Origin of the sequence: Brevibacterium sp. CCUG 69071, assembly GCF_021023135.1 — a bacterium.
Classification (GTDB): domain Bacteria; phylum Actinomycetota; class Actinomycetes; order Actinomycetales; family Brevibacteriaceae; genus Brevibacterium.
In genome coordinates this window covers 109,596-134,435 of sequence record NZ_PGFV01000002.1, presented here as the reverse complement: position 1 = coordinate 134,435, position 24,840 = coordinate 109,596, and the positions used below count along the sequence as shown (strand labels likewise).

Sequence of the window (24,840 nt, the reverse complement as noted above, 5' to 3'; positions counted from 1 at the left end):
CGCGGCCATCCAATCCAGACATGCGCGGTGCCCATCCAGACATTCGCGCTGCCCTTCCCGAATTTCAGCGTGCCCATTCTGCGGACCCGCTGGTCGCGGGCGCCGTGCCTGGTTAGGGTGGGAGCGTACGCGTTGTCGGTCGCGTGCGGACGGCCTCGGCCGACGCACGGACCATCGGGTCAGGACGACCCCCGAAGAAGCAAGGAGACGCAATGCCACAGACCGTCAAGGGCGTCATCGCCAGGAGCAAAGGCGCCCCCGTCGAACTCACCGACATCGTCATCCCCGATCCAGGTGCCGGAGAGGTCATCGTCGATGTGAAGTCCTGCGGCGTCTGCCACACGGACTTCCACTACCGGGAGGGCGGCATCAGCGACGACTACCCGTTCCTGCTCGGCCACGAATCCGCCGGCATCGTCTCAGAGGTCGGCGAAGGCGTGACCAACGTCGCCGTCGGTGACTTCGTCATCCTCAACTGGCGCGCGATCTGCGGAGAGTGCCGAGCCTGCAAGCGCGGCGAGCCCTGGTACTGCTTCGCCACCCACAATGCCTCGCAGAAGATGACCCTGCCCGACGGCACCGAACTCGAGGCCGCATTGGGCATCGGCTCCTTCGCCGAGAAGACCCTCGTCGCCGCCGGACAGTGCACCAAGGTCCCCGAATCCGATCCCGCCGTCGTCGGCCTGCTCGGCTGCGGCATGATGGCCGGCATCGGTGCCGCCATCAACACCGGTGAGGTCACCCGCGGCAAGAGCGTGGCGGTCATCGGCGCCGGCGGCGTCGGCTGCGCCGCGATCGCCGGTTCGGCTCTTGCCGGGGCCGGCACGATCATTGCGCTCGACATCGACGAGAAGAAGCTCGAATGGGCGAAGGACCTCGGCGCCACGGACATCGTGAGCACCAAGGGTATGAGCGAGGACGAGGTCGTCGCCGCAATCCAGGAGCGCACGGGCGGATTCGGCGCCGATGTCGTCATCGACGCCGTCGGACTTCCCGCGACCTGGCGGCAGGCCTTCTACGGCCGTGACCTCGCAGGCACCGTCGTGCTCGTGGGCGTGCCCACCCCGGAGATGGAGCTGACCGTTCCGCTCCTCGACGTGTTCGGCCGCGGCGGCAAGCTCAAGTCCTCGTGGTACGGCGACTGCCTGCCCGACCGTGACTTCCCGATGCTCGTCGACCTCTACCAGCAGGGACGCTTCCCGCTGGAGAAGTTCGTCACCGAACGCATCGGACTCGGCGACGTCGAGGCCGCGTTCGAGAAGATGGGCCAGGGCAAGGTCCTGCGATCGGTGGTGGAACTCTGATGACTGCCATCGAACATCTCGTCACGTCCGGCACCTTCTCCCTCGACGGGGAGACTCACAACGTCGACAACAACGTGTGGATCATCGGCGACGACACCGAGGTGATCGTCATCGATCCCGCCCATGACGTCGATGGCATCGCCGAGGCGGTCGGAGCCAGGGATGTCAAGGCCATTCTGCTCACGCACGGTCATGACGACCATGTGGGCGTGGTCCGCGACTTCGCCCACAAGGTGGGCAATCCGCCCGTGTACCTCAGCCCCGATGACCATGTCCTGTGGGACATGACCTATGAGAGCTACCGCCCCGATGAGGAGATCGCCGACGGGGACACGTGGACCGTCGGCGGGGTGCGGCTGAAGGCCCTGCACACGCCCGGCCACTCCCCCGGTTCGACGTGCTTCTTCGTCGAGACCGGACTGCCCGTTCCCGCCTCGGCGGGGGCCGGTCGCGCGGTCGGTCCGGTGCTGTTCTCCGGGGACACCCTGTTCGACGGTGGCCCGGGAGCAACGGGTCGGTCGTACTCGAGCTTCGAGACGATCATCGAATCGATCCGCACCGTGCTCTTCGCACTCCCGGACGCCACCGTCGTCCTCACCGGTCACGGCGGTTCGACCTCGATCGGTGCGGAGAAGCCGAGCCTCGAGGATTGGATCAAGCGCGGACACTGAGCCGCACTGGGGCGCTGCGTGCCCGCACGGCCCGGTCTCGGATTGTCCGGGGCCGGGCCGTCTCCATCCCTTGGCCGGCGCCTCGCACCCGGTGGCGCGGATTCCGACGCCGCGCGGTTAGACTGCTCTGGTGCCTGATACACCGTCTCCGCAGCCGCCCGTGCCCTCCGATTCCGATGCTTCGGCCCCGAGTTCACCGAGCCCGGTGACGGGGGCCACCGGACTCAAGGTGGGGATGAAGCCCCGCCACCTGGTGATGATGAGTCTCGGTTCGGCGATCGGCGCCGGACTCTTCGTCGGTTCCGGCGCCGGAGTCCAGGCTGCCGGTCCCGCGGTGCTCGTCTCCTATGTCGTCGCCGGGCTGATCGTCATCTTCGTCATGCGAGCCCTCGGCGAACTGGTCGCTGCCGACCCGAATCCGGGGGCTTTCTCCCACTATGCCGGTCGGGCCATGGGCCCGGCCGCGGCCTTCGCCGTCGGCGCCCTGTGGTGGGTGCAGCTGTGCCTCGTCGTCGCGGCCGAGGCCACCGCGGCGGCGCAGATCGCCGCCAGCTACGTGCCGTCGATCCCGCAGTGGGTCATCGCCTTGGCGATCATGATCGTCTTCACCGCCATCAACCTCACCACCTCGGGCAGCTTCGGAGAGTTCGAGTTCTGGTTCTCTCTGCTCAAGGTCGCCTTCGTCGTGGTCTTCCTCGTCCTCGGTGCCGCCTATCTCTTCGGATGGACGCCGGCGACTCCGCCGACGGAGGTCTTCTCCGACGGGTTCATGCCCACCGGAATCCCCGGCATCGCGGCCGGCCTGCTCGTCGTGGCCTTCGCCTTCGGCGGCATCGAGATCGTCGCGGTCGCCGCGGCCGAGACCTCGAACCCCGAACGCAGCGTCACCCAGGCGATCAAGACGATCGTGTGGCGGATCCTGTTCCTCTACATCGGTTCGGTCGCCATCATCGTCCTCGTCCTCGACTGGAAGGACGACCGCCTCGGCGAGTCCCCGTTCGTCGCCGTCCTCGACACCGCGGGGCTGCCGTTCGTCGCCTCCCTGCTCGCCGCCGTCATCGTCATCGCGCTGCTGTCATCGATGAACGCGAACATCTACGGCGCCTCCCGCATGGCGTTCTCGATGTCGCAGCGGTCGATGCTGCCCAAGGGCTTGGGCAAGACCACCAAGCGCGGCGTTCCGGTGGCCGCGGTCCTGGCCACCTCGGCGTTCGGGTTCGTGGCCGTGGCACTCAACTACTTCTGGGCCGCCGAGGTGCTCGGGGTCCTGCTCAACGTCGTCGGGTCGACGCTCATCGTCACATGGGTCGCCACACTGGTCTCCCAGATCATCCTGCGTCGCCGCGCCGAGGCGAGCGGTCATCGTCTGCCGCTGAAGATGTGGGGCTACCCGTGGCTGTCCTACCTCACCTTGGCCGGGATCGCCGTGATCATCATCCTCGGGCTGACCGTCGAATCCGTGCGGATCCAGATCATCGGCACGCTCGTCTTCACTGCAGCGCTGTATGCGATCGGCCTCGTGGTCACCCGTCGGCAGGCCCGCAGCGCAGCGGTCTGATCCGCTCCGTGCCGCTGCGGCGTTTCACAGCGAGCGCGCGAACCAATGACCCCAGGGCGAGGGCCGCTGTGGCCGGCCTGTCGCCGGATGCCGCTCGTTCTGCGAGCTGCCGCTCCCACCCTTCGAGCATCGCCAGGGTCTGCCCTTTGTGCCGCGCGAAATGACGTCCCGCATATTCGGTGACGTCGAGCGGCACAATCCTCTCCACGGCCTCGATGATCACTCGTGCGAGCGGTGTCGAGCGCGGTGCGCACAGACCGGTCGCGGCGCGAACGGCCTCGCTGGCCGCTGCGCTCGGCCTCCGCAGGTGTGATTTCAGCTCTGCCCAACTGCCATCCCGGATGCTCAGCTCTGCCACGAAGGGGATGAAGACCGCTGGGGTTCGGATGAGTGCGGGCAGCGGCACCGGCAGGACGAGAGAGCCGAGCGCCCGCGACAGCCTGCGCACAGCGGCGCCAGGTCCGCCGGCGAGGGATCCGAGCTTGCCGGCGAGGAGAAATCGCGGTGCCCCGGCCGGAGCCCAGTACCTCACCTCTCGCCCGGTTGTGGCTGCCGCTCCGTCGAGCCCTTCTGCACTGCGCAGGTCTTCGCTGCGCCCGTCTTCGCTACGCCGGTCTTCGCTGCGCCCATCTTCACCGGGGTCGAGACGCTCGGACAGGAACGCCGGACCGAAGACGACAACCTCGGCGCCGGGGAACAATTCGCGCGTACGGTCGAGGTCACCCTCGACCTGGCTCGTCGTCGCTATGAACGTCGGTGCCAACTCATTGATCGCCGAGGCGACCGCCCCGTCCAGATCTCCCGGCCGAGTCGTAAGGACGACGAGATCCCACCGTACGCGCATTCGCGACCGAGTAGTGGCTTCATGTCGATCATCGTCGAGGAGTGTGTCCCAGCCGGTGACGGTGACCCGCCTCGTGCTCGCCACATCGCTGACCGTCCACCCGGTTCCAGGACCGTTGGCCTTCGGCAGACCGTCCGCGGTTGCGACCTCAGGGATCGATGCGAGGGACTCTCTTCTGCCACGGTCAGTGCCTGAGCGCCACTGTGGTCCCGCCGAGCGCGCCTGCCCCGGATCGAGCCACCCGATCCGCCGCGGATAGGCCGCCTGCGGGCGCGGGATCGAGGCTCGGGTGGCAACCGCCACCTCATGTCGATCGGTGAAGAGAGCAGCGCTAGCGATGCTGATGGCACCGGCTCCCTGGAAGAGAATTCTCATATGACTCCGTCGTCAATCCTGTCGCTCGCGTCGGCCGGACTACGGCTCGTTCGCGTACGAAAAGCTCCTCGGGAGTCGCGACCACGATTGTGGTTGCGACTCCCGAGGAGCTGGATGCTCAGATGCCGTGTGACCGATGGCTCAGGACGCGAGGACTTCGTCCAGCAGCGCCTCGGCTTCAGATTCCTCTTTCTTCTCGGCAAGTGCGAGTTCGGAGACGAGGATCTGGCGGGCTTTCGACAGCATGCGCTTCTCGCCGGTCGACAGGCCGCGGTCCTGCTCGCGACGCCACAGGTCACGAACCACTTCGGCGACCTTGATCACGTCACCGGACTGCAGCTTCTCAAGGTTCGCCTTGTATCGGCGGGACCAGTTGGTCGGCTCTTCGACGAATTCGGCTCGGAGAACATTGAAGACCTTCTCAACGCCTTCTTCTCCGACGACGTCCCTCACGCCCACGAGATCGCAGTTGTCAGCGGGAACTTCGATCACTAGATCACCATGGGCGACCTGGAGCTTGAGATACAGTTTCTCCTCACCTTTTATGGTTCGCTTCTTGATTTCTTGGATTGTCGCTGCACCGTGATGTGGATAGACAACAGTGTCGCCGACCTGGAAACTCATATTCTCTTCAAACCCCTTTCGCGGACTTCCAGTTTACCATGAGGCGCGCCACAGAAATCGTTCAGGTAGCGGAATCTTCGTGCTAGGCTCCGCACCTCGGGCCCGAGCTGACGGTCGAATTGAAGGTCGAAACAGGCGTCAGATCCACGGTTGAATCAGCAGTCAGATCGACGGTCGAATCTGCGTTCAGATCAGCGGTCGATCCGAAGGTCGAATCAGCGGTCGAATCAGCAGTCAGATCAACCGTCAGTTCAGCAGTCGATTCAAAGGGCGTCTCGGGCACGGGACGGGATCATCACCGACGGATCTGCGAAGTCTGCCGCGAGGCCCGCGCCCGGGTCCGCAGAAGCTCGCGCCCGCCCCGGCAGAAGCTCGCGCCTGGTCCCGCAGAAGCCCACCCTCAGTTCTACAGCGGGTCAAAAACCAGGTAGTATTCAGACTGATCGTGTATTGCCACTTCAAGGAGCACAATGAAACGGCACAACCGCGCGGCTCTCGCAGTTGCCGCACTCGCTCTCGTTATCCCCGTCAGCGGATGTGCAAGCCTGCTGTCGCCGCATCAGACGGCCGACTACCACTACAACGCCGGTGATGGCGCTTGGGGAACAGTCGGTGACGTCGAGGTTCGCGGTCTCATGATGATCATGGACAAGTCCGGCGACGGACCTGCGCAGCTGTTCTTCACTCTCATCAACAAGGGCGATTCGTCCGCTTCGGTGACGATCGACGTCGCCGGCGAGACCGTGAGTGAGACCGTCGACGCCGGTAAGACCTTCGTCCAGGATCCTGAGAGCCAGGCTTCCTCGACCGAGAAGCCGATCGAGCTGAAGAACCTCGATGCCAAGCCCGGCGATCTCATCGATGTCACCGTCAGCGTCGGCGGCGAAGAGAAGACCATCGAGGCCCAGGTGCTCTCGGACGCCCTGCCGTACTACGAGAACTACGTCCCCACCGAGTCGCCTTCCGAGGTGCCCAGCGATGACGCCACCTCAACCGAGCAGGCCGCTGATCCGACCGAGCCGGCCGGCGATTCCACCGAACCTGCGGGTGACTCGACCGCTGCCGCCGAAGGCTGAGACCGCCGAAAGCTGAAACACCCACACTGAAGGAGCCGCACACATTTCGTGTGCGGCTCCTTCAGTGTCTCTGGTCTGATTGCCCTCGTCCCTGATCGGGACCGACCTCAAGTCGGGCTTCTTCCCTGACCGGGCCCCGAGTCCGGGTCAGGCCTCGAATTTGTACCCGAGGCCGCGGACCGTGGTCAGCAGGCGCGGCTCCGAGGGGTTCTGCTCGACCTTTGCGCGCAGCCTCTTGACGTGGACGTCGAGGGTCTTCGTATCCCCCACGTAGTCTTCGCCCCAGATCCGGTCGATGAGCTGGCCGCGGGTCATCACGCGCCCGGAGTTGCGGACGAGGATCTCGAGCAGTTCGAACTCCTTGAGCGGCATCGACAGCTCTTCGCCGCGGACGGAGACCACGTGGCGTTCCACATCGATGCGGACACCGCCGGCTTCGAGGACCGATTCGTCATCGTAGCTCTCGGACTCAACATTGCGACGCAGCACCGCCCGCACACGCGCCAGCAGCTCACGTGAGGAGTACGGCTTGGTCACATAGTCATCGGCGCCGAGCTCCAGCCCGACCACCTTGTCGATCTCCGAGTCCTTGGCCGTGAGCATGATGATCGGCACGTTCGACTTCGACCGCAGTTCGCGGCAGACTTCCGTGCCCGAGACCCCGGGCAGCATGAGATCGAGCAGGACCAGATCGGCACCATTGCGGTCGAATTCCGCGAGAGCCTTCACACCGTCCTCGGCGACCGTCACCTCGTACCCTTCCTTCCCGAGCAGGTAGGACAGGGGGTCCGAGAACGAGTCCTCGTCCTCGACAAGAAGAATTCGAGTCACGTCGTGAGTTTCCTTTGTTCGCTTCCGGTTGACAGATCCTGGGGCTCCGCGGTCTCCTCGGCCGCGTCGCCGTCTTCTTCATTATCACCGAGATCGTCCTCGGATGCGCTGCGAACATCATCGTTGCGAACAGCAGCATGGTCATCGACGTCGACATCATTGTCGTTGACGTCATCGTCCGCCGAGGCGGTCCCGGGCGACCGCTGCCCCGCCGGGATCTCCTCGTCGACGGCGGCATCGGCATCGGCATCGGCGGAGTGTTCGATGAGCACTCCCGCCGGCGCCTCGGAACTCGCCTCGTATTCGGACGCACCGCCGGCCAGCGGCAGTACGATCGTGAAGGTCGAGCCCTTGCCCAGCTGACTCCAGACCCGCACCTCTCCGCCGTGGGTGGCGATGATGTGCTTGACGATGCTCAGCCCCAGTCCGGTGCCTCCGGTGATCCGGGAGCGGGCCGGATCCACTCGGTAGAAGCGTTCGAAGACGCGCTCGGTGTCCTGCGTCGAGAGTCCGATGCCCTGGTCGGCCACCGAGATCTCGACACGTTCGTCGACGAGATCGACGCCGACGCCGACGCGGGTGCCGTCGGGAGAGTAGTTGATGGCGTTGTCGATGAGGTTGCGCACCGCATTGACCAAAAGTTCGTAGTTGCCCTCGATGAGCATGTCCGTCGGGGGCGAGACCTCGATGTGGATGTTCTTGCCCTCCGCCCGCGTGCGGGCACGGTCGGCGGCATCGTCGACCACCTCGGCGGCGGAGATCTTCTCTGTGGTCGCCGGTGCCGCATGGTCCTGCACCCGGGAGAGATCGATGATCTCCTGCACCAGCTGGGTCAGCCGCTTCGACTCGCGCTGCATGCGACCGCCGAATCGTTCGACGGCGTCGGGATCGTCGGAGAAGTCGGTGACCGCCTCGGCGAGCAGGGCCATCGCCCCGATCGGTGTTTTGAGCTCATGGGAGACGTTGGCGACGAAGTCGCGGCGAACGGCATCGACGCGTTTGGACTCGGTCTGGTCGTCGCAGAGGACGAGGACGAAGGAGGTGCCCAAGGGCGCGATCCGGGCGTGGAGGAAGCGGAGGATCGAATCGGATCCCTCCCGCTTCTGCTCGAGATCGATCTCTTCGATCAGACCCCGGGCGCGAACCCGGCCGACCATCGACAGCATCTGCGGGGAGGCCAGTGAGTGGCCTCTGACCAGGCCGAAGGTATAGGCGGCCGGGGAGGCCTTGACGACATCGTCGCCGGCATCGATGACGATCGCGGCGGACGAGAGAACGGCGAGCACCTCGGCGATGCCTTCGGGAAGATCGTCCTCGGAATGCAGATCGGCAGCATCACGGGAGCGTTCGCTGAAACGAAACGCCAAAATGCCCGCTATGCCCAGTCCCAGCCCGACGATGCCGGTCAGGACCGCTACAATCAAGAGATCCACGACCTCAAGCTTATGCGCAGTCACCTTGCCGGACCTACCGAATTCACCTCGGACCGGGAGTTTTGCCGAGGAATTCACCTCCGCGAAAGACGGCATTCATGCGCCGGTGCGAAGCTGTGGTCAGTGTGCCCGCACGTGGGCACTTCCCCCCTCACCCATGAGATTAAGGAACCGCTGTCAATGCGCGAAGTCTTCAGAAACGAACTGGACGAACTGGCCACGCAGCTGGTCGACATGTCAACAAAGGTGCTCGAGGCCATCCAGGTTGCCAATCAGTCCCTGCGCAACAATGACCTGGATTCGGCCGAGAAGGTCATCGAGGCCGACGCCACCATCGACAACATGCAGTACGCCCTCGACCAGCAGGCAGCCGAAATGCTCGCCCTGCAGGCCCCCGTCGCCGCCGATCTGCGAGCCGTCATCGGTTCGCTGCGGATGTCGGCCTCCCTCGAGCGGATGGGCGACCTGGCCCGCCACATCGCCCAGCAGGTGCGGATCCGCTACCCCGAGTCCGCGATCCCCGAGCCCTTCGCGGACACCTTCACCCGGATGGGCGAATCAGGAGAGAAGATCGCCGAGGCGACGCAGAGCCTGCTCTCGAACCCCGGCCTGTCCGCGGTGCCCACGATCAATGCGATCGACGAGGAGCTCGACGAACTGCACCTGAGCGTCTTCGCCAAGCTCGCCGAGGCTCCTGCCGGCAGCCTCGCCCCGCGCCACATCGCCGATGTCACACTGCTCTCGCGTTACTACGAGCGTTTCGGCGATCACGCCGTGTCGGTGTCCCAGAAGGTCGAATACCTGCTCACCGGCAACTGGGAGCCCTACCTGTCGAAGAAGTGATTCCGCTCCTCGCGGGACTGCCCGGCATCTGCCGGGCGGTCTCCGTGAGGAATCGAGTTGAGCTCACCGGCCCGACGTCGCAGCTGCGACGTCGGGCCTTTCGCTGACCACGACCTTGCGTCGTCTCCTGCGTGCTCCCCCGCGGAGGCTGCGGGCGATCGTCTTCAGCACCCCGGTCGTGACGGCGACGCCGAAGAGCAGGAGCACCCCGCCGATGAGTTCGGGCATGGTGGGCCGGTCACCGAGGACGAGCCACGCCGAGAGCACCCCGACCACGGGCACCAGCAGGGAGAACGGCGCCACCTGCGAGGCGGGGAACCGGGCGAGCAGCGAGTTCCAGATGACGTACCCCACGAGCGAGGCCAAGCCGGCGGTGTAGACGATCGAGGCGACGACGCCCCAGGTGGGATGCGTGATCGCATGGGCCACCTCGGCGGGGCCGTTGATCACGGTGGCGAGGGCGAGCATCGGGATGGGGACGACGATCGCCGACCACACGGTCATCTGCACTCCGTTCGTGCCTTCCTTGACCCCGCGGGCGATGACGTTGCCGATGGCCCAGGACAGGGCGGCGCCGAGGGCCACGACGAAGGCGAGGACCGAGACGTCGGCCTGCAGGCTCGCCCCGATCACGCACAGGCCGGCGAGACCGATGAGGATGCCGATGACCTGGCGGCGGGCCGGGATCTCGCGCAGGGCGAGCGCCGCGACGAGGACGGTGAAGGCCGCTTGGATCTGAATAACGATCGAGGTCAGCCCGGGTGGCAGACCGAGATACATGGACGTATAGAGCAGGCCGAACTGTCCGGCAGACATGAAGACGCCGATGAGGAGGATGCGGCCGAAGGAGCCGCGCGGGAACTTCACGAAGAAGATCGCCGGCAGGACGACGAAGGTGAAGCGGGCGGCGACGAGGAGCAGCGGCGGCCAATCGCGCAGGCCGAAGTCGATGAAGATGAAGTTGACGCCCCAGAGGACGACGACGAGCAGAGCGAGCATGTAGTGAACGGGCCTCATAGACTCAAGCGTCCCAGCTTTGCGATCAAAATTCTATTGAACAAAACTCAGTGGTTTCGTTAAAATTATTTGATGATCGACATACTCGCGCTGCGCACCCTCGTCGCCTTGGACTCGGCCGGTTCGGTGACGGCGACGGCCGATGCTCTCGGGTACACCTCGGCGGCGATCAGCCATCAGCTGCAGAAGCTCTCCCGGTACCTCGGAGCACCCGTGACGGAGCGGACCGGGCGGGGAATCGCCCTGACTCCGATGGGGCGCGAGCTCAGCCGCCGCGGGGCCGAGCTGCTCCAAGATCTCGAGAGCCTCGAGACCGAGGCCCGGGCCCGGTCAGGAGAACCGCGCGGGCGGATCACGGTGGGCGGATTCTCCACAGGGATCCGCGGAGTCCTCGTGCCCTCGCTGCCGCGGCTCAAGAGCACCGCACCGGAGCTGACGATCACGAACATCGAGGAGGAGCCCGCTGAGCTCATCGACATGGTCACGGCCGGACGGATCGACGCCTCGCTGATCTTCGACTGGAGGGAGTCCTCGCCGCTGCTGAAGTCGAGCCTGAATTCCGAGCTCATCGCCGTCGACCGGGCGGACATCGTCATGCATCGCGATCACCATCTGGCAGGGCGGGAGCAGGTGACCCGCGAGGACCTCCTCGGCGAGGTGTTCGTCTCGGCCCCGCGCAACGGCGTGTGCCATCGCTGGCTGACAGCGCTGTTCGAGTCGCTCAACGCCGAACCGCGGATCGAGTACTGGGCGATGGAGTACGACACCCAGATCGAGTTCGTCCGGGCGGTGGGGGCGCTGGCGCTGGTGCCCAGGCTGGGTCGGCCGCACCTGCCCGATGACGTCACCGTCGTCGAACTCGACGACCCGAACATCGCCCGCTGGATCTATCTCGTGTGGCGGGCGTCGATGAGTGCATCCCCGGCGATCGCCCTCCTGCTTGAGGAGATGAGGACGATCGCCGAGGCGGGTGCCGCCGACTGAGTCTCAGCGTCCCTGGTTGGCAACCTGGCCGATCGCGGCCTCGGCGGCTGCCGGATCGAGGTAGGTGCCGCCGGGCTTGACCGGGGTGAAGTCCTCGGTGAGCTCGTAGTGCAGAGGGATGCCGGTCGGAATGTTCAGGCCGGTGATATCGGCATCGGAGATCCCGTCGAGGTGCTTGACCAGGGCACGCAGGGAGTTGCCGTGGGCGGCCACGAGCACGGTGCGGCCGACAGTGAGTTCGGGGACGAGTACGTCGTACCAGTAGGGCAGAAGACGGTCGATGACATCCGCGAGGCATTCGGTGCGCGGAAGCGAGTCGCCGAGGTTGGCGTAGCGGGCTTCGCCGGCCTGGGAGAACTCGGAGCTGTCGGTGAGCGCCGGAGGCGGGGTGTCGAAGGAGCGGCGCCAGGTCATGAACTGCTCTTCGCCGAACTCCTCGCGGATCTCCTTCTTGTCCTTGCCCTGCAGGGCGCCGTAGTGGCGTTCGTTCAGCCGCCAGCTGCGGTGCACGTCGAGCCAGGAGAGGTCAGCGGCCTCGAGCGCGATGTTTGCGGTGAGGATGGCTCGCTTGAGGCGTGAGGTGTGAACGACGTCGGGGATGAGGTCGGCCTCGCGCAGGAGTTCGCCGGCGCGTTTGCCCTCGGCTCGCCCTTTGTCCGTCAGGGGCACGTCGACCCAGCCGGTGAACAGGTTCTTCTGGTTCCATTCGCTCTCGCCGTGGCGCAGCAGGATGAGGTTATAGGTCATGGCAGTATTTTCGCACGACCGCCTCGGCGAGCGCAGGACCGGACCGCTTCTCAGTATTCGGGTCGCCGTCTCGGATCCCAGGACGGTCAGGGTAGCCTGATCCCATGTCCGAAACTTCACCGTCGAAGGCGGCTGCACCGACCGCAGACCGCAACTCGATCATCGCCGTCACCGCTCTGCCGCTCCTCGTCGTCATCGCCGGGGTCCTCGGGTTCCTCACACCCGAGACCTTCACTCCCCTGGCGCCCACGATCACCTGGGCGCTCGGCGTGGTCATGTTCTTCATGGGACTGACCCTGACTCTGCCGGACTTCGCGCGGATCGCGAAGAAGCCGTGGATCGCCGCCCTCGGCGTGGTCACGCAGTTCATCGCGATGCCGCTGCTCGGTCTCTTCGTCGTCACCGTCTTCGGACTGCCCGCCGAGATCGCCGTCGGCGTCATCCTCGTCGGCTGCGCCCCGGGCGGAACCGCATCGAACGTCGTGACCTATCTGGCCAAGGGCGACACCGCCCTGTCCGTGTCGATCACGACGCTCTCGACCCTGCTGGCGCCGGTTCTCACACCGCTGCTCACCCTGTGGCTGGCCGGCTCGTACATGGAGGTCCCGTTCTGGTCGATGTTCATCTCGATCTGCCAGACCGTGCTGCTGCCCGTCATCGTCGGCGTCATCGTCCGGCTGGTGGCCTCGAAGTTCGTCGACAGCATCTCCGCGATCCTGCCCTGGCTGGCGTCGATCGCCATCGCCTACATCGTCTCGATCGTCGTCGCCGGATCCGCCGGGTCGATCGCCACCGCAGGCATCCTCGTCCTGCTGGCCGTCATCACCCACAATGTGCTCGGCCTGGGCATCGGCTACGCCGTGGCCGCGGCCTGCCGACTCGACACCCCGACGAGGCGGGCTCTGTCCTTCGAGGTCGGACTTCAGAACTCGGGCCTGGCGTCGACCCTGGCCACGACCTACTTCTCTCCGCTGGCGGCGCTGCCCGGAGCGGTCTTCAGCGTCTGGCACAACGTCTCCGGAGCGCTCCTGGCTTCGATCTTCGCTCGACGGCCGTATGGCCATCCGCCCGTCGACCTGGCCGCCGGCGAGCCGACCGCCGATGACGAGCGCCGCGCCGAGACACCGGCGACCGAGCGGTGAACGGGACCGGCGGATCGCCTCTGCCCGGTCCTGCCGGCGGGTTCTCCGAGTTCGCTCCGTCGGTTCTGGAGCTGGCGTCACGGCGGTTCCTCATCCGGCGTGCCGTGGAGTCCGATCTGCCGAGTCTCGTCGCACTCTTGCAGGACGATGTCCTCGGTGCACACCGCGAAGGAGCTGGTGCGGCTTCGGGCGAGGGTGAGCTTTCGCCCGAGGACTTCGAGACCTATCGGCGCGCCTTCGATCTCATCGACGCCGATGCGAACCAACTCCTCGTCACGATCGAGGACGAGCCGTCCGGGGTCGTGGTCGGCACCCTTCAGCTCAGTCTGCTTCCTAGCCTCTCGCGCCGGGGCTCGACCCGACTGCAGATCGAGGCGGTGAGAATCGGCCGGGAGGCTCGGGGCATCGGACTGGGCACCGCGGTCTTCGAGTGGGCGCACGAGTGCGGGCGACGCTTCGGGGCGACGCTGGCACAGCTGACGACCGACAGGTCACGCCATGATGCGCAGTGCTTCTACTCACGGCTCGGCTACACCGCCAGTCATGAAGGACTCAAGCTCGACCTCGGCGAGTGACCGGTCCGGTTCGCGGGCGCATATGTTTCGCGGGCCTGCCACGTCCCCGGCCCGCGCCCCCGACCCGCCGTACCCCGCGCCACGGCCCGCACGGCAGTCCCTGTCAGCTCACATCCACTTCACGCCGTCGACCTCGAATTCCCGGATCCGGTAGGCGATCATCTCGGTCAACAGCTCGGCGGGGATCGCGCGATCGTAGTACAGCTTGATCGAACCCTTCCCTGTCTCGAAGTCGGTGAGCCGATCAGCGAAGGCTTCCTTGGTGCTCGGCGTGAAGACGAAGTTCGCATGCTTCGAGTATCCGGCGAAGGCGAAGAGGATCGTGTCGAGGAAGTAGGACGGATTGCCCCATTTCAGTCCCTCGCCCGCGGTGGGAGCGCCCGCTCGGCTGAGATCGCGCAGCCGGCGGAGGAAGTCCCGCTTCTCTGCATCTTCGAAGGTCTCGATGTACTCATCGACGTTGCCGGGTCTGCTGAGATCGATCCGCTTGATCATGCGGGACCTTGCTTCTCATCGGGCCCTTGCTTTTCAATGTTCGACTCGGCCGCCTCGGTGTTCCTCGTAGTCGACCCGGCCGCCTCGGCGACCCTCACGGTCGATTCTGCCGAGCCTGCCGACTCCGGGGACTCCGGGGACTCCGGGAACTCCGGGGACTGCTCCGACTCTGCTCCGAGGAACTCATTGTCGGGTCCGCTGAGCACGTCTTCGAAGGCAGCGAGGTTCCGGGTGGACTCCCCGCGGCTGATCCGCCAGGCCCACTCCTTCTTCATCCCGGTCAGGAAACCGATGAGCAGGAGTTCGTTGAACGCGGAATCGGCGGTCGCCAACATCGCACCGAGCAGAACGTCGAGTTCCTCGAGGAGCCGTTCACGCGGGATGCTCGCCCGCAGATACACATCGCCGAGGCTGTCGATGGCGAAGGTCACCGGACCCGGTCTGAGATTCTTCAGCAGCAGCCAGCGGTTGAATTCGGCGGCGTTCTCATCCGGGTGGCGGATGACGAAGGCCTGCAGGTGCGCGGTGCGGGCGAAGACGCTGATCGCCACGTTGGTCTTGAGCTTCTTCTCCCCTGGCAGGGTGACGACGATCTCGGATTCCTCCACGGAATCGACGTCGACCCCGTTCTCCTCGGCCCAGCTGCGGACTCCGCTCAGAATCGCCTCGGTGTCGGTGCTCATTGTCTCTGTCCTTCCCTTGCCGATCGTCAGCTGCCGGTTCGCTCACCGGCTTCGCTCACTCGTTCGGTCACCCGTCCGGTCGCCCGTCCGGTCGCTCACTCGTCCGGTCATCCGCCGCAGGACGAGACCTCGGCGGGCTCCGCGGCACCGGCGCCCACGCTGACCGGCACCGCCTGGTCATCGTCGATCCCGAGCGCGCCGAGCACGACCTGCACGGTGACCGACCAGTCGAAACGTGCCGAACGTGCGGTGGCATGCGCGGACAGCTCCGCCCTCAGTGCGTCGTCGAGGAGCAGCCGTTCGAGCGCCATCGCCCAGTGCCGCGGATTGTGGTCGGCGATGAGAACGCCTGAGAAGTCGTGTTCGACGACCTCAGGCAGGCCGCCCACCGCCGAGGCGATCGCCGGCAGCCCCGAGGCTGCGGCCTCGACGGCAACGAGACCGAAGGATTCGCTGCGGGAGGGCACGAGCAGCACATCGGCGGCACGGTAGTAGTCGACGAGTTCCCCGGCGGGAACCGGTCGTCTGACCTCGACGCTGGGTTCGGCCGCGATCGCCGAGGCGAGTTCGCGCAGATAGGCCGACGAGGCGCGGGCCGGAGCAGTGGATCTCTCAACCGCCGCATCCTTCGTCGTTCCCGGCTGCGTTCCCGATGCCTCGTCCCTCGTCGTCCCCGGCTTTGCGGCCGTCGCCGTGCCCGTCGCCGTGCCCGGTGCCGGACCCGTCTCTCCACCGGAGACCGCGCCGAGGAGGATCCCTCGTGTGCGGGAGGCCAGCCGCGGGTTGTTTTCCCGCAGCCCGGCCAAGGCGTCGACGACGATATCGGTGCCTTTGATGAACTGCATGCGGCCGACGTAGAGCACGATGGACTCCTCGGCGTCGAAGCCGAGTCTGCTCCGTGCCGCCGCCCGGTCGCCGGGGGTGTAGAGATCATGGTCCACCCCGGGTCGGGCGATGACGACCGCGTCCGGGTCCGCGCCGAGTTCGTGGATGAGATCGCGTCGTTCGGCCGGGGTGTTGGCGACGATGAGGTCCGCCGCCGAGGCGATCGCCTCCTCGGCGCGCAGCCGCTGGGGTCGCTCGTGGCTGGTCTCCGAATCACGGTTCTTGACCGCGCCGATCGTGTGCATGCTCACGACGATCCGCGGGGCCGTCGTGCCGTCCTCGGAGGTTCGGTACCGCTGGGCCCGCAGCGCCGCCTCGGCGGAGATCCAGTAGTGCGCCCAGATCAGGTCAGCACCGGTGAACCCGGGTTCGGCCAGCAGCAGGACGGAGAGTTCGTCGATCGCGTCGGCGAGCTCGTCCTTGCTGCCCGCCGCGATCGGCAGCTGATGAAGGGTGATGTTCTCGGCGATGTGCAGGGTCGCCGACGCGGGCTCGGAAGATCCGAACGCACGAGAACCACCAGCGGCGCGGGCGGTACGAGAGGCGCCGGCGGTGTCAGCAGCGCTCGACGCAGCCTCTGTCCCGCATCCGTCGATGCCGCCGGGGTCGGCAGTGTAGACGTCGACGATGTGGCCCTGCTCGGCGAGGGCGCGCACCGATTGGTCGACGTAGACGTTCATTCCTCCCGCGTCGCCCTGACCCGGTTGGGCCGCGGGCGAGGTGTGGAGGGAGAGGATGGAGATGCGCACGATGACAGTCTAGTCAGAGAACCCGGTCGGTGAACTCAGCCGGTGAACTCAGCCGAAGAACTCGCCGAGGATGCGACGGACCTCGTGGCGGCCGCGCCACAGGATCGAACCGGCGGGCAGAATCTCGAGCCGGGAGTCGGGGATCGCGGCCGCGATCGACTCGGCGATCTCCACGGGGTGGGCGGGATCGTCGGTGTGGGTGAGGACGAGGATCTCACCGGGGAACCGCGCAAGGGCCGCGAGCCGCTCGTCCACGGCACCGTAATCAGCGCCAGCGTCGACCGCGCCACCGTCGACCGCGTCAGCGCCACCGTTACCAGCGACAGCGTCGTCCGCGTCAGCGCCACCATTGCTCGAGACACCATCAACCGCGATCTCGAGGGTGAGTCCGAGGCCGTCGGACATATCGGTCTCCACGAGGTTCTCGGCCTTCGCTCTCGTCCACGCCCGGGCGGGGAGCAGATCGGCCACCTCGGCGGGTTCCCGGGACAGCATGAGATCGGTGATGCCCTCGATGTCGGCAGCGGCGACCAGTCCGCGCAGAGTCTCGAGGTAGGAGCGGTTGCGGTCGAGCACCTCGGCGGTGAATCCGGTGAAGGAGGCGGGGAGGACGAGCGCGACCTTCTCCAGCTGCCGGGTCACGGGATGCCCGTTGCTGATGAGGTTGAGCAGTCCGCCCGCGGACATCGACACTCCCAGGGCCCGGGTCGCCGAGGTGGTGCGCAGGGCCTCGGCGAGCGCCTCGGCGATCTGCGGATAGGTCCACCCCGGTCCGGGCGAGGGCCTGCCGCCGTGTCCCGGAAGATGGAGGAAATGGCGGGTGCCGGTGATTCCGGTGCCGAAGGGACGGGTATCGCGGATCGCGCCGGCGAAGCCGTGGGAGAAGAGTGTGCGGGGTTCACCGGATCCGAAGGTGGCGATGTAGCCGGCGTCGGGGCCGGGCAGGTTGAGGTCGTTCGTCATCGGTGTCGTGGCATCGTTCGTCATACGCCTATGTGCCGCTCAGCGACGGCGATTGCGAGGATCGATGGCCTTGATCTTGGGGCGAACGTCGGTGAGGTAGACGATGCCGGCGACGAGCGCGATGAGGTTGAGGAAGATCATCCGCATGCCCAGGGGCGGGAGCGCGATGAGGGCGATGGCCAGCCCGACGCCGAGGATGATGACCCAGAACTTCTTGCTCTGCTTGTCCACCGCACGGTAGTTCTCGTCCTTATAGCGGAGGCTGTCGATGAACGCCCAGATCTGGACGATGAATGCGGCCACCGACAGGGCGAGAAAGACGAGGCGCTGAAAGTCGGCGATGTATTCCATCCCCACAGCCTAGCAATCGCGGAGGCGCGGAGCATCGCCCGGCGGCGGTTCCTGGGCGAATCCCCACCACCGCCTCATCCCGCGCTCAGCCGCGAGCGTCCGAGCGCTCCGTCACAGGATGCCGGTCATCCGGATGACCGCGCAGACTCCCATGCCGAGGAACACGCACAGCAGCATCGGCATCCGCAGGATCGCGGCGAGGACGCCCACGCCGACGCCGATGAGTCGAGCCGGATCGGCGATGTCCTGACCATCGAAGACCGCCGTGGTCGCGAACACCGCACCGATGAGCACGACCGTTGCCCGGTCCATCCACATCGTCACCCGCGAGGTCGAATCGCCGCCACCGTCGGATCCTGCCGCCGAGGCGGTCGGAGCGTTGGGCCCATCCTCCACCGAGGTGGGCGAGGCGCTGAATCCTTCACCCGCCGAGGTGGGCTGAACGCTGGCCCCTTCCCCCACCGAGGTGCTCGCGTCGTCCGATCCGGCGCCTGCCGGGACGGGCACGGCACGGCGACGCTCGCCCTTCGTGGCGATCGCCCCACCGAGCTTCACCCCGGCGAAGCGCATGACATAGGTGCCGATGCTCAGCGCGGCGAGCGCAATGAGGAAGCTGACGGCGTTCATCGTCTCCCCTCCTCGGATTCTGCGCTGACGGATTTCGCAGTCGCGGCCTTCGCGGTGACGGGTCTCGCAGCCTCGGCGCCGTCTCGATGCTGCACGCCCGCAGATTCGCTCGCGGTCTCGGGCGCGCCTCCGGGCTCGTTCGTCGCCCCACCTCGGCGCTTCCTCACTGCGGCGCGGATCAGCCATCCCACGGCGACGAAGACGAAGACCGACAGCGAGGTCACCGCTCCGAGGCCGAGCGGCAGGATCGGAGTCAGGGCCACGGCGATGACGATGCCGACGACGGTCAGCGTCAACGTCGCACGGTTCTTGAGGTCGCCGCGGATGAGGCAGAAGAGAATGATCGGGAACGCCGCATCGAGGCCGAGCATATCGGCGTCGATGACCCCGCCGAGCCATTGGCCGAGCATCGCCCCGCTCGGCCACATCAGAGCGATGGCGGCACCCATGAGCAGGAACGCGTGCCAGCGCTCCCGGTCATTCGCACCGATGCGGGAGATCGCGGTGGACTCATCGTTGACCCAATGGGAGGCGATGAGTGCGCGCCAGTCCAGTGGGAAGAAGCGGCCGACGGAGACGCCGAAGGCGAAGTTCCGGGAGTTCACGAGCAGACCGGCGAGCACGGCGAGGATCGGGGCGCCACCGGCGGCGATGACTCCGACGAAGGTGAACTCGGCAGCACCGCCGAGGGCGAACATGGCCAGCAGCAGGGTCTGCCACCAGGGGAATCCGGAGACGGCCGAGATCGCACCATAGGACATGGCGACCGCAATGATGGTGACGGTGACGATCGCCACCGACCGATAGGTGGAGCCGGGGAGCACCCGCCGGCCCGTCCGAAATACTGAACCCATGTTCCATATACTGCACGCCCCTAATATGTTCGTCAACCCGAACGACTAGACGCTATGATGAACAAATGAGTTCTCGAGCTTCCGACGATTCACTCAGCGGTGGCGAGCCGGCCGCGCAGCAGTCCTCTGCGGACCGGCAGCCCTCGCCGGCCGCGCAGCCCTCGCCCGCCTCACAGTCCTCGCCGGCCGCACAGTCTTCACCGAGCCAGCAGATCGCCACCGCGCTTAAGCGGGAGCGCGTGCGTGCGGGGCTGAGCCTCTCGGAAGTCGCCCGACGTGCGGGAATCGGCAAGTCGACGATGTCCGGACTCGAGACGGGCGCCGGCAACCCCAGCCTCGAGACCATGTGGGCACTGGCCGCGGCCCTCGACATCCCGCTGGCGCGGCTGCTCGATCCGCCCCCGCACGAGGTGGCGCTGCTGCACACCAGGGACATGCCGAGCCTGCCCTCGACGACGGCGAACTATGTGGCCACTCTGCTCTCGGCGTCACCGACGAGCGCTCGACGTGACATCTACTTCATCCAGGCCGAACCCGGAGAGCCCCGGGAATCACAGCCGCACCCGCAGGGGACGATCGAACACGTGATCCTCGGCCGTGGGGCCGCGCGCATCGAGGTACTCGGGCAGTCGTACGAACTCGGCGTCGGCGACTATCTCACCCACCCCGGCGATCAGCCGCACACCTTCACCGCGCTCGAAGAGGGCACCAATGCCGTATTCGTCGTCGAAAGCAGCTGAGAGCCCCAGCTGACAACACCAGCTGAGAGCCCCAGCTGAGAGCCCCAGCTGACAACGCCAGCGGAGAACGCTCCGCTCGGACTACTCCGCCGGCGGTCCTTCGGCTTCGTCCTCCGCCAGGGGCGGGAGCCGTGAGTGGGCGGCGTCGTTGGTCAGTCCGGCGGCCTGGAGGAGATCGGCGGCAACGGGGCGCAGCAGCAGAACCAGGGACTCGTCGTGGATGTCCCAGGTCGACTTCGCCCGCGGATCGAGTCCGCCGGCGGCCTCGGACAGCGCCGCCTCGGCGAGGGACCGATCGGTGCCGCGGCGCAGCGCAATCTCGAGTTTCTTCGCACCATCGGCCAGGGAACCGACGTAGCCGCCGATGATCGGCTTCTCGACGCCGAGCTCGGTGATGCCGACGACCCTGCGGGCGATCACCCGGATCGTCCGCATCGCCCGGTCGGAGTAGGTGTGAGCGCGGGAGAGACGAGTCACCTCGGCGGCATGTCGTCGGGCTCGCGCATTGATCTTCGCGGCTTCCTGCGACACCTTGAGCGACGATCCCCAGGAATCGATGATGTCCTGCGTCTCGCGGGCGCGGGTGAGCGCGCGGGTGGCCATCTCGGGGTCCGATTCGCGCAGCGCCTTGGCCATCATCTCGAGCACCGCGTTGATCTCCTCGAGCAGGTTCGCGGCCAGTCGCCTCGGCGCTTTGCGGGCATCGCGTGGGATGAGGAAGGCGAGGAGGATCGCGCATACCGAGCCGGCCAGGGCGTCGAGCGTGCGCGGGAACGCCATCGTCGACGAGGTTGCGGGAACTACGACGACGTAGACGGACTGCACGGCGATCTGGGTGATGAAGATGCCCCCGGAGTTGAGGACGGTGCCGATGAACAGGCCGATGGCCAGGGTCACCGCGAGCTGCCAGATGCCGCCGCCGTAGACGTTGACGAGGAATTCGCCGACCAGCACTCCGAAGGTCGCACCGAAGCCGATCTCCAGTGCCCGACGCAGGCGGCGATCGGTCACGGGTCCGATGCCCACCGCCGAGGCGACGGCGGCGAGGAAGGGATAGGGGTGACCGAGCACATAGACGCAGAAGGAGTAGGCCGCGGTCGCCGCGATCGGAATCTGGATCAGCTGGCCCGAGTTCGCCCACACACGTTTGAGACCCAATCGCAGACGATGGGTCACGATGCTGAAGGCACGCCGAGGCAACCTGCTGACCTCAGGTTTCGCCATCTGACCCCTTCGCTGCTCGCATCCGCTTTACCCAGCGTACCGGAATTGTGACATGCTAAAGTCGGTGCGCCGAGGAGGCTATGAATGACAACGAATCTCACCCGAGACGAAGCGCAGAGCCGCACACAGCTGCTCAAGGTCAAGACTTACACCGTCCATATCGATGTGAGCAATGCCGAAACAGATGCTGAGACCTATTACTCCCGGACCGTCGTCGAATTCAAGGCGCGTGCCGCGGGCGCGACGTTCATCGACCTGATTGCGGACTCGGTCTCCTCGGCCGAGATCAATGGTGAGAGGCTCGACCCCGCCGAGGTGTTCGACGGCGCCCGTGTGCGTATCCCCGTCCGCGAAGGCAAGAACGTCCTGACGGTCGAGGCCCAAGCTCGCTATTCGACCTCCGGTGAGGGAATGCACCGGTTCACCGATCCCGCCGATGGGAAGGTCTACCTCTACACCCAGTATGAGCCGACCGACGCCAGGCGGGTGTTCGCGAACTTCGATCAGCCCGACCTCAAGGCGAAGTTCGTCTTCTCGGTCACGGCCCCCGCTCACTTCCAGGTTCTGTCGAACCGTCCCGAGACGAGCCAGGACACGCTCACCGCGGGCACCACCTCGGCGGACGATGCCGGATCCCCGAACGACGCTGCTTCCCCGAACGACGCTGCCTCCGCGGATGCCGCCTACTCCCCCACCGTCACTCATTACTTCGCCCCGACGCTCAAGCAGTCGAGCTACATCACCTGCATCACCGCCGGGCCCTACGAGGGCGCGAGCGATCAGTGGACCGACCCGAGCACCGGCGAGGTTGTGCGCTTGGGGGCATGGACGCGAGCCAGCCTCGTCGACCACCTCGACGCCGACGAAATCTTCGGGGTCACCAAGGCCGGCCTCGACTTCTTCTCCGCGAACTTCGACTACCCCTACCCGTGGGGCAAGTACGATCAGATCTTCGTCCCGGAATACAACCTCGGCGCAATGGAGAATCCGGGCCTGGTCACCTTCACCGATTCGCTGATCTTCCGGGACAAGGTCACCGACGCCCAGTACGAGTCGCGGGCCAACGTCATCCTCCACGAGATGGCGCACATGTGGTTCGGCGACCTGGTGACCATGAAGTGGTGGGACGACCTGTGGCTCAAGGAGTCCTTCGCCGACTACATGGGCGGGCTGGCCCTGGCCGAGGCGACCCGCTTCACCGACGGCTGGGTGACCTTCGCGCTGCGCCGCAAGGCCTGGGCCTATACCCAGGATCTGTATCCGACCACTCACCCGATCGTCGCCGACATTCCCGACGTCGAGGCCGCGAAGCTCAACTTCGACGGCATCACCTACGCCAAGGGCGCGTCCGTACTCAAGCAGCTCGTCGCGTTCGTCGGTCGGGAGGCATTCTTCGCCGGGTCTCGGCTGTATTTCCAGCGTTTCGAGTACCGCAATACGGAGCTCGCCGATTTCCTCGAATGCCTCGCCGAGGCGGCCCCGGACCGCGATATCGCGAGCTGGGCGAGTGCATGGCTGGGCACCTCGGGCGTCTCCGAGCTGTCGTTGGAGCTGACGACCGCCGAGGTCGAGGGCGCCGAACTTCGCCGTTCGGCCCGGGAACGCATCACCGGGGCGAGGATCACCCAGGCCGATTCGGCGGAGGGCGCGAAGCTGCTCCGACCGCATACGCTCGAGATCGCCACCCTCGGCCGGTCGGGGCGCAGCCTCGAGCCGATCGATACGCTGGTCTTCGAGTTCGACACGGAATCCGCCGAGGTGGAGCACCTCATCGGACGGTCCCGTGGAGAGATCACCCTGCTCAACTACGGCGATCACGACTATGCTCGCGTACGCCTCGATGAGGCGTCGGTCGAAACCGCGATCACCTCGGTCTCGCGCATCGTCGACCCTCTGTCGCGGGCGCTAACCTGGTCAGCACTGGGCAATGCGGTCCGTGACGGGCTGCTGCCGGTACAGCGCTATCTCACGGCCTATGCCAGGAGCCTCGGCAAGGAGAGCCATGCGGGAATCATGGCGGGGCTGAGCCAGACGGCGCTGACCTGCTTGGACCAGTGGGTCTCGGAAAGGAACTTCGAGACCGCGATCTCGGGACTGCTCGGTGCTGCGCTCGACGCCTTGGCCGCTGCGAAGTCCGGCTCGGATGCACAGCTGAACCTGGCCAACCTCGTGCTGGCGCTGACCTCGCGGACCGGCCGGTGCCTCGGCCAGAGTCCCGCGATCGCAATGGGGCGCGCTTTTGCCACTCAGATCCTCTCCGTACCGGTCGGCGAGGAGATCCAACGGCTCTCACCCGAGGCTGTGGATGCTGCGGATGCTGGGGATGCTGCGGATTCGACCGGTTCTGGTGCGGGCGCAAACGCTTCGTGTGCGGCCGGAAGTGCTTCGGGGGTCTCGGCGCCTGCCGCCGAGCATTCGGCGGCGGCCCTGCCGTTCCGCGGGCTGATCAACGATCATGCTCTGCGTTGGAATGCGCTGACCGCGCTCGTCTGCCTGGGCTGGGCCGATCAGACCGATATCGCCCGCGAGAATCAGTCCGATCCGAGTTCGTCCGGACGTCTGCACGCCGAGACGGCGAGTGCCGCGCTGCCCTTGCCCATCGTGAAGATCCGCGCTTGGGAGGCGATCATCTCGGTCGGTTCGCTGAGCAATGATGTGCTCACGGCGATCATCTCGGGTTTTGTGGCCCCGACCGCGATGCCGCTCATCGAAGGCTACGTCGATGAGTACTTCGCGCGCCTCGACAGCTTCTGGTCGGAGAATTCGATCGAGATCGCTCGGCGTCTGGTGCTCGGCCTCTATCCGCGGTGGTCGGTCGATGAGGAGGCCGTGGTCGAGAAGACCGATTCGTGGCTGGCCGCCCGCCCGGCGGCTCCCGCGGCTCTGCGCCGTCTGCTCATCGAACGCCGTGACGATCTGGCGCGCGCGATCTTCCTCAAGTCCACGCAGAGCGCTCGTCACTGATCTCGGTTTCGTCCGCCTCGGCGAGTGTCGTCTTCGGTCCGCCTCGGCGGGCGACGGCTTCCCGGTCCTGTCGTCCCCCTCCTCGTGCAGGCGGGGGACGTTCTCTGCTCGAGCAGACTGTCACGTTCGTCTCCGCCGAGACTTCGCATCCGCCTCGGCGGGAGGCGGCTTCCCGGTCCGCCTCGGCGGGTGAAGATTTCACAGTCCACGACCTCAGGACATGACGAAGGCCGGCTCCCGCAGATACGGAAGCCGGCCTTCGTCATCCCTCAGAGTGCCTT

Annotated in this window: 25 protein-coding genes; 10 read left to right on the top strand and 15 right to left on the bottom strand. The window is 66.3% G+C overall.

Annotated elements, in window-relative coordinates; all coding sequences use genetic code 11:
• The first annotated feature begins 212 nt into the window (after positions 1-212).
• The 3 genes from CV023_RS05860 (at position 213) to CV023_RS05850 (ending at position 3,533) form a co-directional block, all read left to right on the top strand.
• The gene (locus CV023_RS05860; protein WP_230744532.1) at positions 213-1,304 is read left to right on the top strand and encodes an S-(hydroxymethyl)mycothiol dehydrogenase; all 1,092 of its coding nucleotides are present in this window, start codon (positions 213-215) and stop codon (positions 1,302-1,304) included.
• A complete protein-coding gene (locus tag CV023_RS05855; RefSeq protein ID WP_230744531.1) occupies positions 1,304-1,975 on the top strand; it encodes an MBL fold metallo-hydrolase in 672 nt (223 codons plus the stop codon). The genes CV023_RS05860 and CV023_RS05855 overlap by 1 nt, the downstream gene beginning before the upstream one ends.
• A 235-nt stretch (positions 1,976-2,210) precedes the next feature.
• The gene (locus tag CV023_RS05850; protein WP_269067222.1) at positions 2,211-3,533 is read left to right on the top strand and encodes an amino acid permease; all 1,323 of its coding nucleotides are present in this window, start codon (positions 2,211-2,213) and stop codon (positions 3,531-3,533) included.
• Here the strand turns inward: CV023_RS05850 and CV023_RS05845 are convergent.
• The 3 genes from CV023_RS05845 to CV023_RS05835 form a co-directional block, all read right to left on the bottom strand.
• Complete coding sequence (locus CV023_RS05845; protein ID WP_230744529.1) at positions 3,499-4,752, bottom strand: hypothetical protein; 1,254 nt, start codon at positions 4,750-4,752, stop codon at positions 3,499-3,501. The genes CV023_RS05850 and CV023_RS05845 overlap by 35 nt on opposite strands.
• 141 nt (positions 4,753-4,893) lie before the next feature.
• Positions 4,894-5,376 (bottom strand): CarD family transcriptional regulator, encoded by a 483-nt coding sequence (locus tag CV023_RS05840; protein ID WP_230744528.1) that lies wholly within the window; start codon positions 5,374-5,376, stop codon positions 4,894-4,896.
• A gap of 82 nt (positions 5,377-5,458) precedes the next feature.
• Complete coding sequence (locus tag CV023_RS05835; protein WP_230744527.1) at positions 5,459-5,659, bottom strand: hypothetical protein; 201 nt, start codon at positions 5,657-5,659, stop codon at positions 5,459-5,461.
• Between the two features lie 187 nt (positions 5,660-5,846).
• Here CV023_RS05835 and CV023_RS05830 point away from each other — a divergent pair, with 187 nt between their 5' ends.
• Entirely contained in the window at positions 5,847-6,452 is a 606-nt protein-coding gene (locus CV023_RS05830) for a hypothetical protein (RefSeq protein WP_230744526.1), read from the top strand.
• 147 nt (positions 6,453-6,599) lie between these two features.
• Here the strand turns inward: CV023_RS05830 and CV023_RS05825 are convergent, their stop codons facing one another.
• Both CV023_RS05825 and CV023_RS05820 read right to left on the bottom strand, forming a co-directional pair.
• Positions 6,600-7,283, bottom strand: a complete 684-nt coding sequence (locus CV023_RS05825; protein WP_230744525.1) for a response regulator transcription factor — start codon at positions 7,281-7,283, stop codon at positions 6,600-6,602.
• Positions 7,280-8,716 carry a sensor histidine kinase gene (locus tag CV023_RS05820; RefSeq protein ID WP_230744524.1) on the bottom strand — a complete coding sequence of 479 codons (1,437 nt, stop codon included), beginning with the start codon at positions 8,714-8,716 and terminating at the stop codon, positions 7,280-7,282. Before CV023_RS05820 ends, CV023_RS05825 begins: the two co-directional genes overlap by 4 nt.
• Positions 8,717-8,896: 180 nt before the next feature.
• Here CV023_RS05820 and phoU point away from each other — a divergent pair, with 180 nt between their 5' ends.
• Positions 8,897-9,559 (top strand): phosphate signaling complex protein PhoU, encoded by a 663-nt coding sequence (gene phoU, locus CV023_RS05815; RefSeq protein ID WP_230744523.1) that lies wholly within the window; start codon positions 8,897-8,899, stop codon positions 9,557-9,559.
• 63 nt (positions 9,560-9,622) lie between these two features.
• Here phoU and CV023_RS05810 read toward each other — a convergent pair whose 3' ends face one another.
• Positions 9,623-10,576: an EamA family transporter gene (locus tag CV023_RS05810; RefSeq protein ID WP_230744522.1), complete on the bottom strand. Its 954-nt coding sequence runs from the start codon at positions 10,574-10,576 to the stop codon at positions 9,623-9,625.
• A 72-nt stretch (positions 10,577-10,648) separates the two neighbouring features.
• Between CV023_RS05810 and CV023_RS05805 the strand changes: the two genes are divergently transcribed.
• Positions 10,649-11,560 (top strand): LysR family transcriptional regulator, encoded by a 912-nt coding sequence (locus tag CV023_RS05805; RefSeq protein ID WP_230744521.1) that lies wholly within the window; start codon positions 10,649-10,651, stop codon positions 11,558-11,560.
• 3 nt (positions 11,561-11,563) lie between these two features.
• Here CV023_RS05805 and CV023_RS05800 read toward each other — a convergent pair whose 3' ends face one another.
• Positions 11,564-12,307: a phosphoglyceromutase gene (locus tag CV023_RS05800; RefSeq protein ID WP_230744520.1), complete on the bottom strand. Its 744-nt coding sequence runs from the start codon at positions 12,305-12,307 to the stop codon at positions 11,564-11,566.
• 104 nt (positions 12,308-12,411) lie between these two features.
• Here CV023_RS05800 and CV023_RS05795 point away from each other — a divergent pair, with 104 nt between their 5' ends.
• Positions 12,412-13,449: a bile acid:sodium symporter family protein gene (locus CV023_RS05795; protein WP_230744519.1), complete on the top strand. Its 1,038-nt coding sequence runs from the start codon at positions 12,412-12,414 to the stop codon at positions 13,447-13,449.
• Complete coding sequence (locus CV023_RS05790; RefSeq protein ID WP_230744518.1) at positions 13,446-14,024, top strand: GNAT family N-acetyltransferase; 579 nt, start codon at positions 13,446-13,448, stop codon at positions 14,022-14,024. Before CV023_RS05795 ends, CV023_RS05790 begins: the two co-directional genes overlap by 4 nt.
• 108 nt (positions 14,025-14,132) lie before the next feature.
• Here CV023_RS05790 and CV023_RS05785 read toward each other — a convergent pair whose 3' ends face one another.
• From CV023_RS05785 to CV023_RS05755, 7 genes are all read right to left on the bottom strand, one after another.
• Positions 14,133-14,519 carry an iron chaperone gene (locus CV023_RS05785; protein ID WP_230744517.1) on the bottom strand — a complete coding sequence of 129 codons (387 nt, stop codon included), beginning with the start codon at positions 14,517-14,519 and terminating at the stop codon, positions 14,133-14,135.
• The gene (locus tag CV023_RS05780; protein WP_230744516.1) at positions 14,516-15,202 is read right to left on the bottom strand and encodes a YbjN domain-containing protein; all 687 of its coding nucleotides are present in this window, start codon (positions 15,200-15,202) and stop codon (positions 14,516-14,518) included. Before CV023_RS05780 ends, CV023_RS05785 begins: the two co-directional genes overlap by 4 nt.
• 107 nt (positions 15,203-15,309) lie before the next feature.
• Positions 15,310-16,836, bottom strand: coding sequence for a glycosyltransferase (locus CV023_RS05775; protein ID WP_230744515.1), 1,527 nt, complete (start codon positions 16,834-16,836; stop codon positions 15,310-15,312).
• A 48-nt stretch (positions 16,837-16,884) separates the two neighbouring features.
• Positions 16,885-17,823, bottom strand: coding sequence for an alpha/beta fold hydrolase (locus tag CV023_RS05770; RefSeq protein WP_230744514.1), 939 nt, complete (start codon positions 17,821-17,823; stop codon positions 16,885-16,887).
• Between the two features lie 15 nt (positions 17,824-17,838).
• A complete protein-coding gene (locus tag CV023_RS05765; RefSeq protein ID WP_230744513.1) occupies positions 17,839-18,150 on the bottom strand; it encodes a DUF2516 family protein in 312 nt (103 codons plus the stop codon).
• 111 nt (positions 18,151-18,261) lie between these two features.
• Entirely contained in the window at positions 18,262-18,777 is a 516-nt protein-coding gene (locus CV023_RS05760) for an AzlD domain-containing protein (protein ID WP_230744512.1), read from the bottom strand.
• Positions 18,774-19,631, bottom strand: coding sequence for an AzlC family ABC transporter permease (locus tag CV023_RS05755; protein WP_230744511.1), 858 nt, complete (start codon positions 19,629-19,631; stop codon positions 18,774-18,776). Before CV023_RS05755 ends, CV023_RS05760 begins: the two co-directional genes overlap by 4 nt.
• 65 nt (positions 19,632-19,696) lie before the next feature.
• Between CV023_RS05755 and CV023_RS05750 the strand changes: the two genes are divergently transcribed.
• The gene (locus CV023_RS05750) at positions 19,697-20,371 is read left to right on the top strand and encodes a helix-turn-helix domain-containing protein (RefSeq protein WP_230744510.1); all 675 of its coding nucleotides are present in this window, start codon (positions 19,697-19,699) and stop codon (positions 20,369-20,371) included.
• 81 nt (positions 20,372-20,452) lie between these two features.
• On the opposite strand, the gene CV023_RS05745 is transcribed toward CV023_RS05750, so the two are convergent.
• Positions 20,453-21,595, bottom strand: a complete 1,143-nt coding sequence (locus CV023_RS05745; protein ID WP_230744509.1) for an FUSC family protein — start codon at positions 21,593-21,595, stop codon at positions 20,453-20,455.
• Positions 21,596-21,679: 84 nt separating this feature from the next.
• Here CV023_RS05745 and pepN point away from each other — a divergent pair, with 84 nt between their 5' ends.
• Positions 21,680-24,559 (top strand): aminopeptidase N, encoded by a 2,880-nt coding sequence (gene pepN / locus CV023_RS05740; RefSeq protein WP_230744508.1) that lies wholly within the window; start codon positions 21,680-21,682, stop codon positions 24,557-24,559.
• The last annotated feature ends 281 nt before the right edge of the window (positions 24,560-24,840 follow it).

Bases quoted from the DNA above. Each gene is read 5' to 3' on its own strand.
- CV023_RS05850 (WP_269067222.1), top strand. From the start codon at position 2,211: ATGAAGCCCCGCCACCTGGTGATGATGAGTCTCGGTTCGGCGATCGGC.
- CV023_RS05795 (WP_230744519.1), top strand. From the start codon at position 12,412: ATGTCCGAAACTTCACCGTCGAAGGCGGCTGCACCGACCGCAGACCGC.
- CV023_RS05855 (WP_230744531.1), top strand. From the start codon at position 1,304: ATGACTGCCATCGAACATCTCGTCACGTCCGGCACCTTCTCCCTCGAC.
- CV023_RS05810 (WP_230744522.1), bottom strand. From the start codon at position 10,576: ATGAGGCCCGTTCACTACATGCTCGCTCTGCTCGTCGTCGTCCTCTGG.
- CV023_RS05760 (WP_230744512.1), bottom strand. From the start codon at position 18,777: ATGAACGCCGTCAGCTTCCTCATTGCGCTCGCCGCGCTGAGCATCGGC.
- CV023_RS05780 (WP_230744516.1), bottom strand. From the start codon at position 15,202: ATGAGCACCGACACCGAGGCGATTCTGAGCGGAGTCCGCAGCTGGGCC.
- CV023_RS05770 (WP_230744514.1), bottom strand. From the start codon at position 17,823: ATGACGAACGATGCCACGACACCGATGACGAACGACCTCAACCTGCCC.
- phoU (WP_230744523.1), top strand. From the start codon at position 8,897: ATGCGCGAAGTCTTCAGAAACGAACTGGACGAACTGGCCACGCAGCTG.
- CV023_RS05750 (WP_230744510.1), top strand. From the start codon at position 19,697: ATGAGTTCTCGAGCTTCCGACGATTCACTCAGCGGTGGCGAGCCGGCC.
- pepN (WP_230744508.1), top strand. From the start codon at position 21,680: ATGACAACGAATCTCACCCGAGACGAAGCGCAGAGCCGCACACAGCTG.
- CV023_RS05840 (WP_230744528.1), bottom strand. From the start codon at position 5,376: ATGAGTTTCCAGGTCGGCGACACTGTTGTCTATCCACATCACGGTGCA.
- CV023_RS05785 (WP_230744517.1), bottom strand. From the start codon at position 14,519: ATGATCAAGCGGATCGATCTCAGCAGACCCGGCAACGTCGATGAGTAC.
- CV023_RS05830 (WP_230744526.1), top strand. From the start codon at position 5,847: ATGAAACGGCACAACCGCGCGGCTCTCGCAGTTGCCGCACTCGCTCTC.
- CV023_RS05800 (WP_230744520.1), bottom strand. From the start codon at position 12,307: ATGACCTATAACCTCATCCTGCTGCGCCACGGCGAGAGCGAATGGAAC.
- CV023_RS05765 (WP_230744513.1), bottom strand. From the start codon at position 18,150: ATGGAATACATCGCCGACTTTCAGCGCCTCGTCTTTCTCGCCCTGTCG.
- CV023_RS05860 (WP_230744532.1), top strand. From the start codon at position 213: ATGCCACAGACCGTCAAGGGCGTCATCGCCAGGAGCAAAGGCGCCCCC.
- CV023_RS05755 (WP_230744511.1), bottom strand. From the start codon at position 19,631: ATGGGTTCAGTATTTCGGACGGGCCGGCGGGTGCTCCCCGGCTCCACC.
- CV023_RS05845 (WP_230744529.1), bottom strand. From the start codon at position 4,752: ATGAGAATTCTCTTCCAGGGAGCCGGTGCCATCAGCATCGCTAGCGCT.
- CV023_RS05745 (WP_230744509.1), bottom strand. From the start codon at position 21,595: ATGGCGAAACCTGAGGTCAGCAGGTTGCCTCGGCGTGCCTTCAGCATC.
- CV023_RS05805 (WP_230744521.1), top strand. From the start codon at position 10,649: ATGATCGACATACTCGCGCTGCGCACCCTCGTCGCCTTGGACTCGGCC.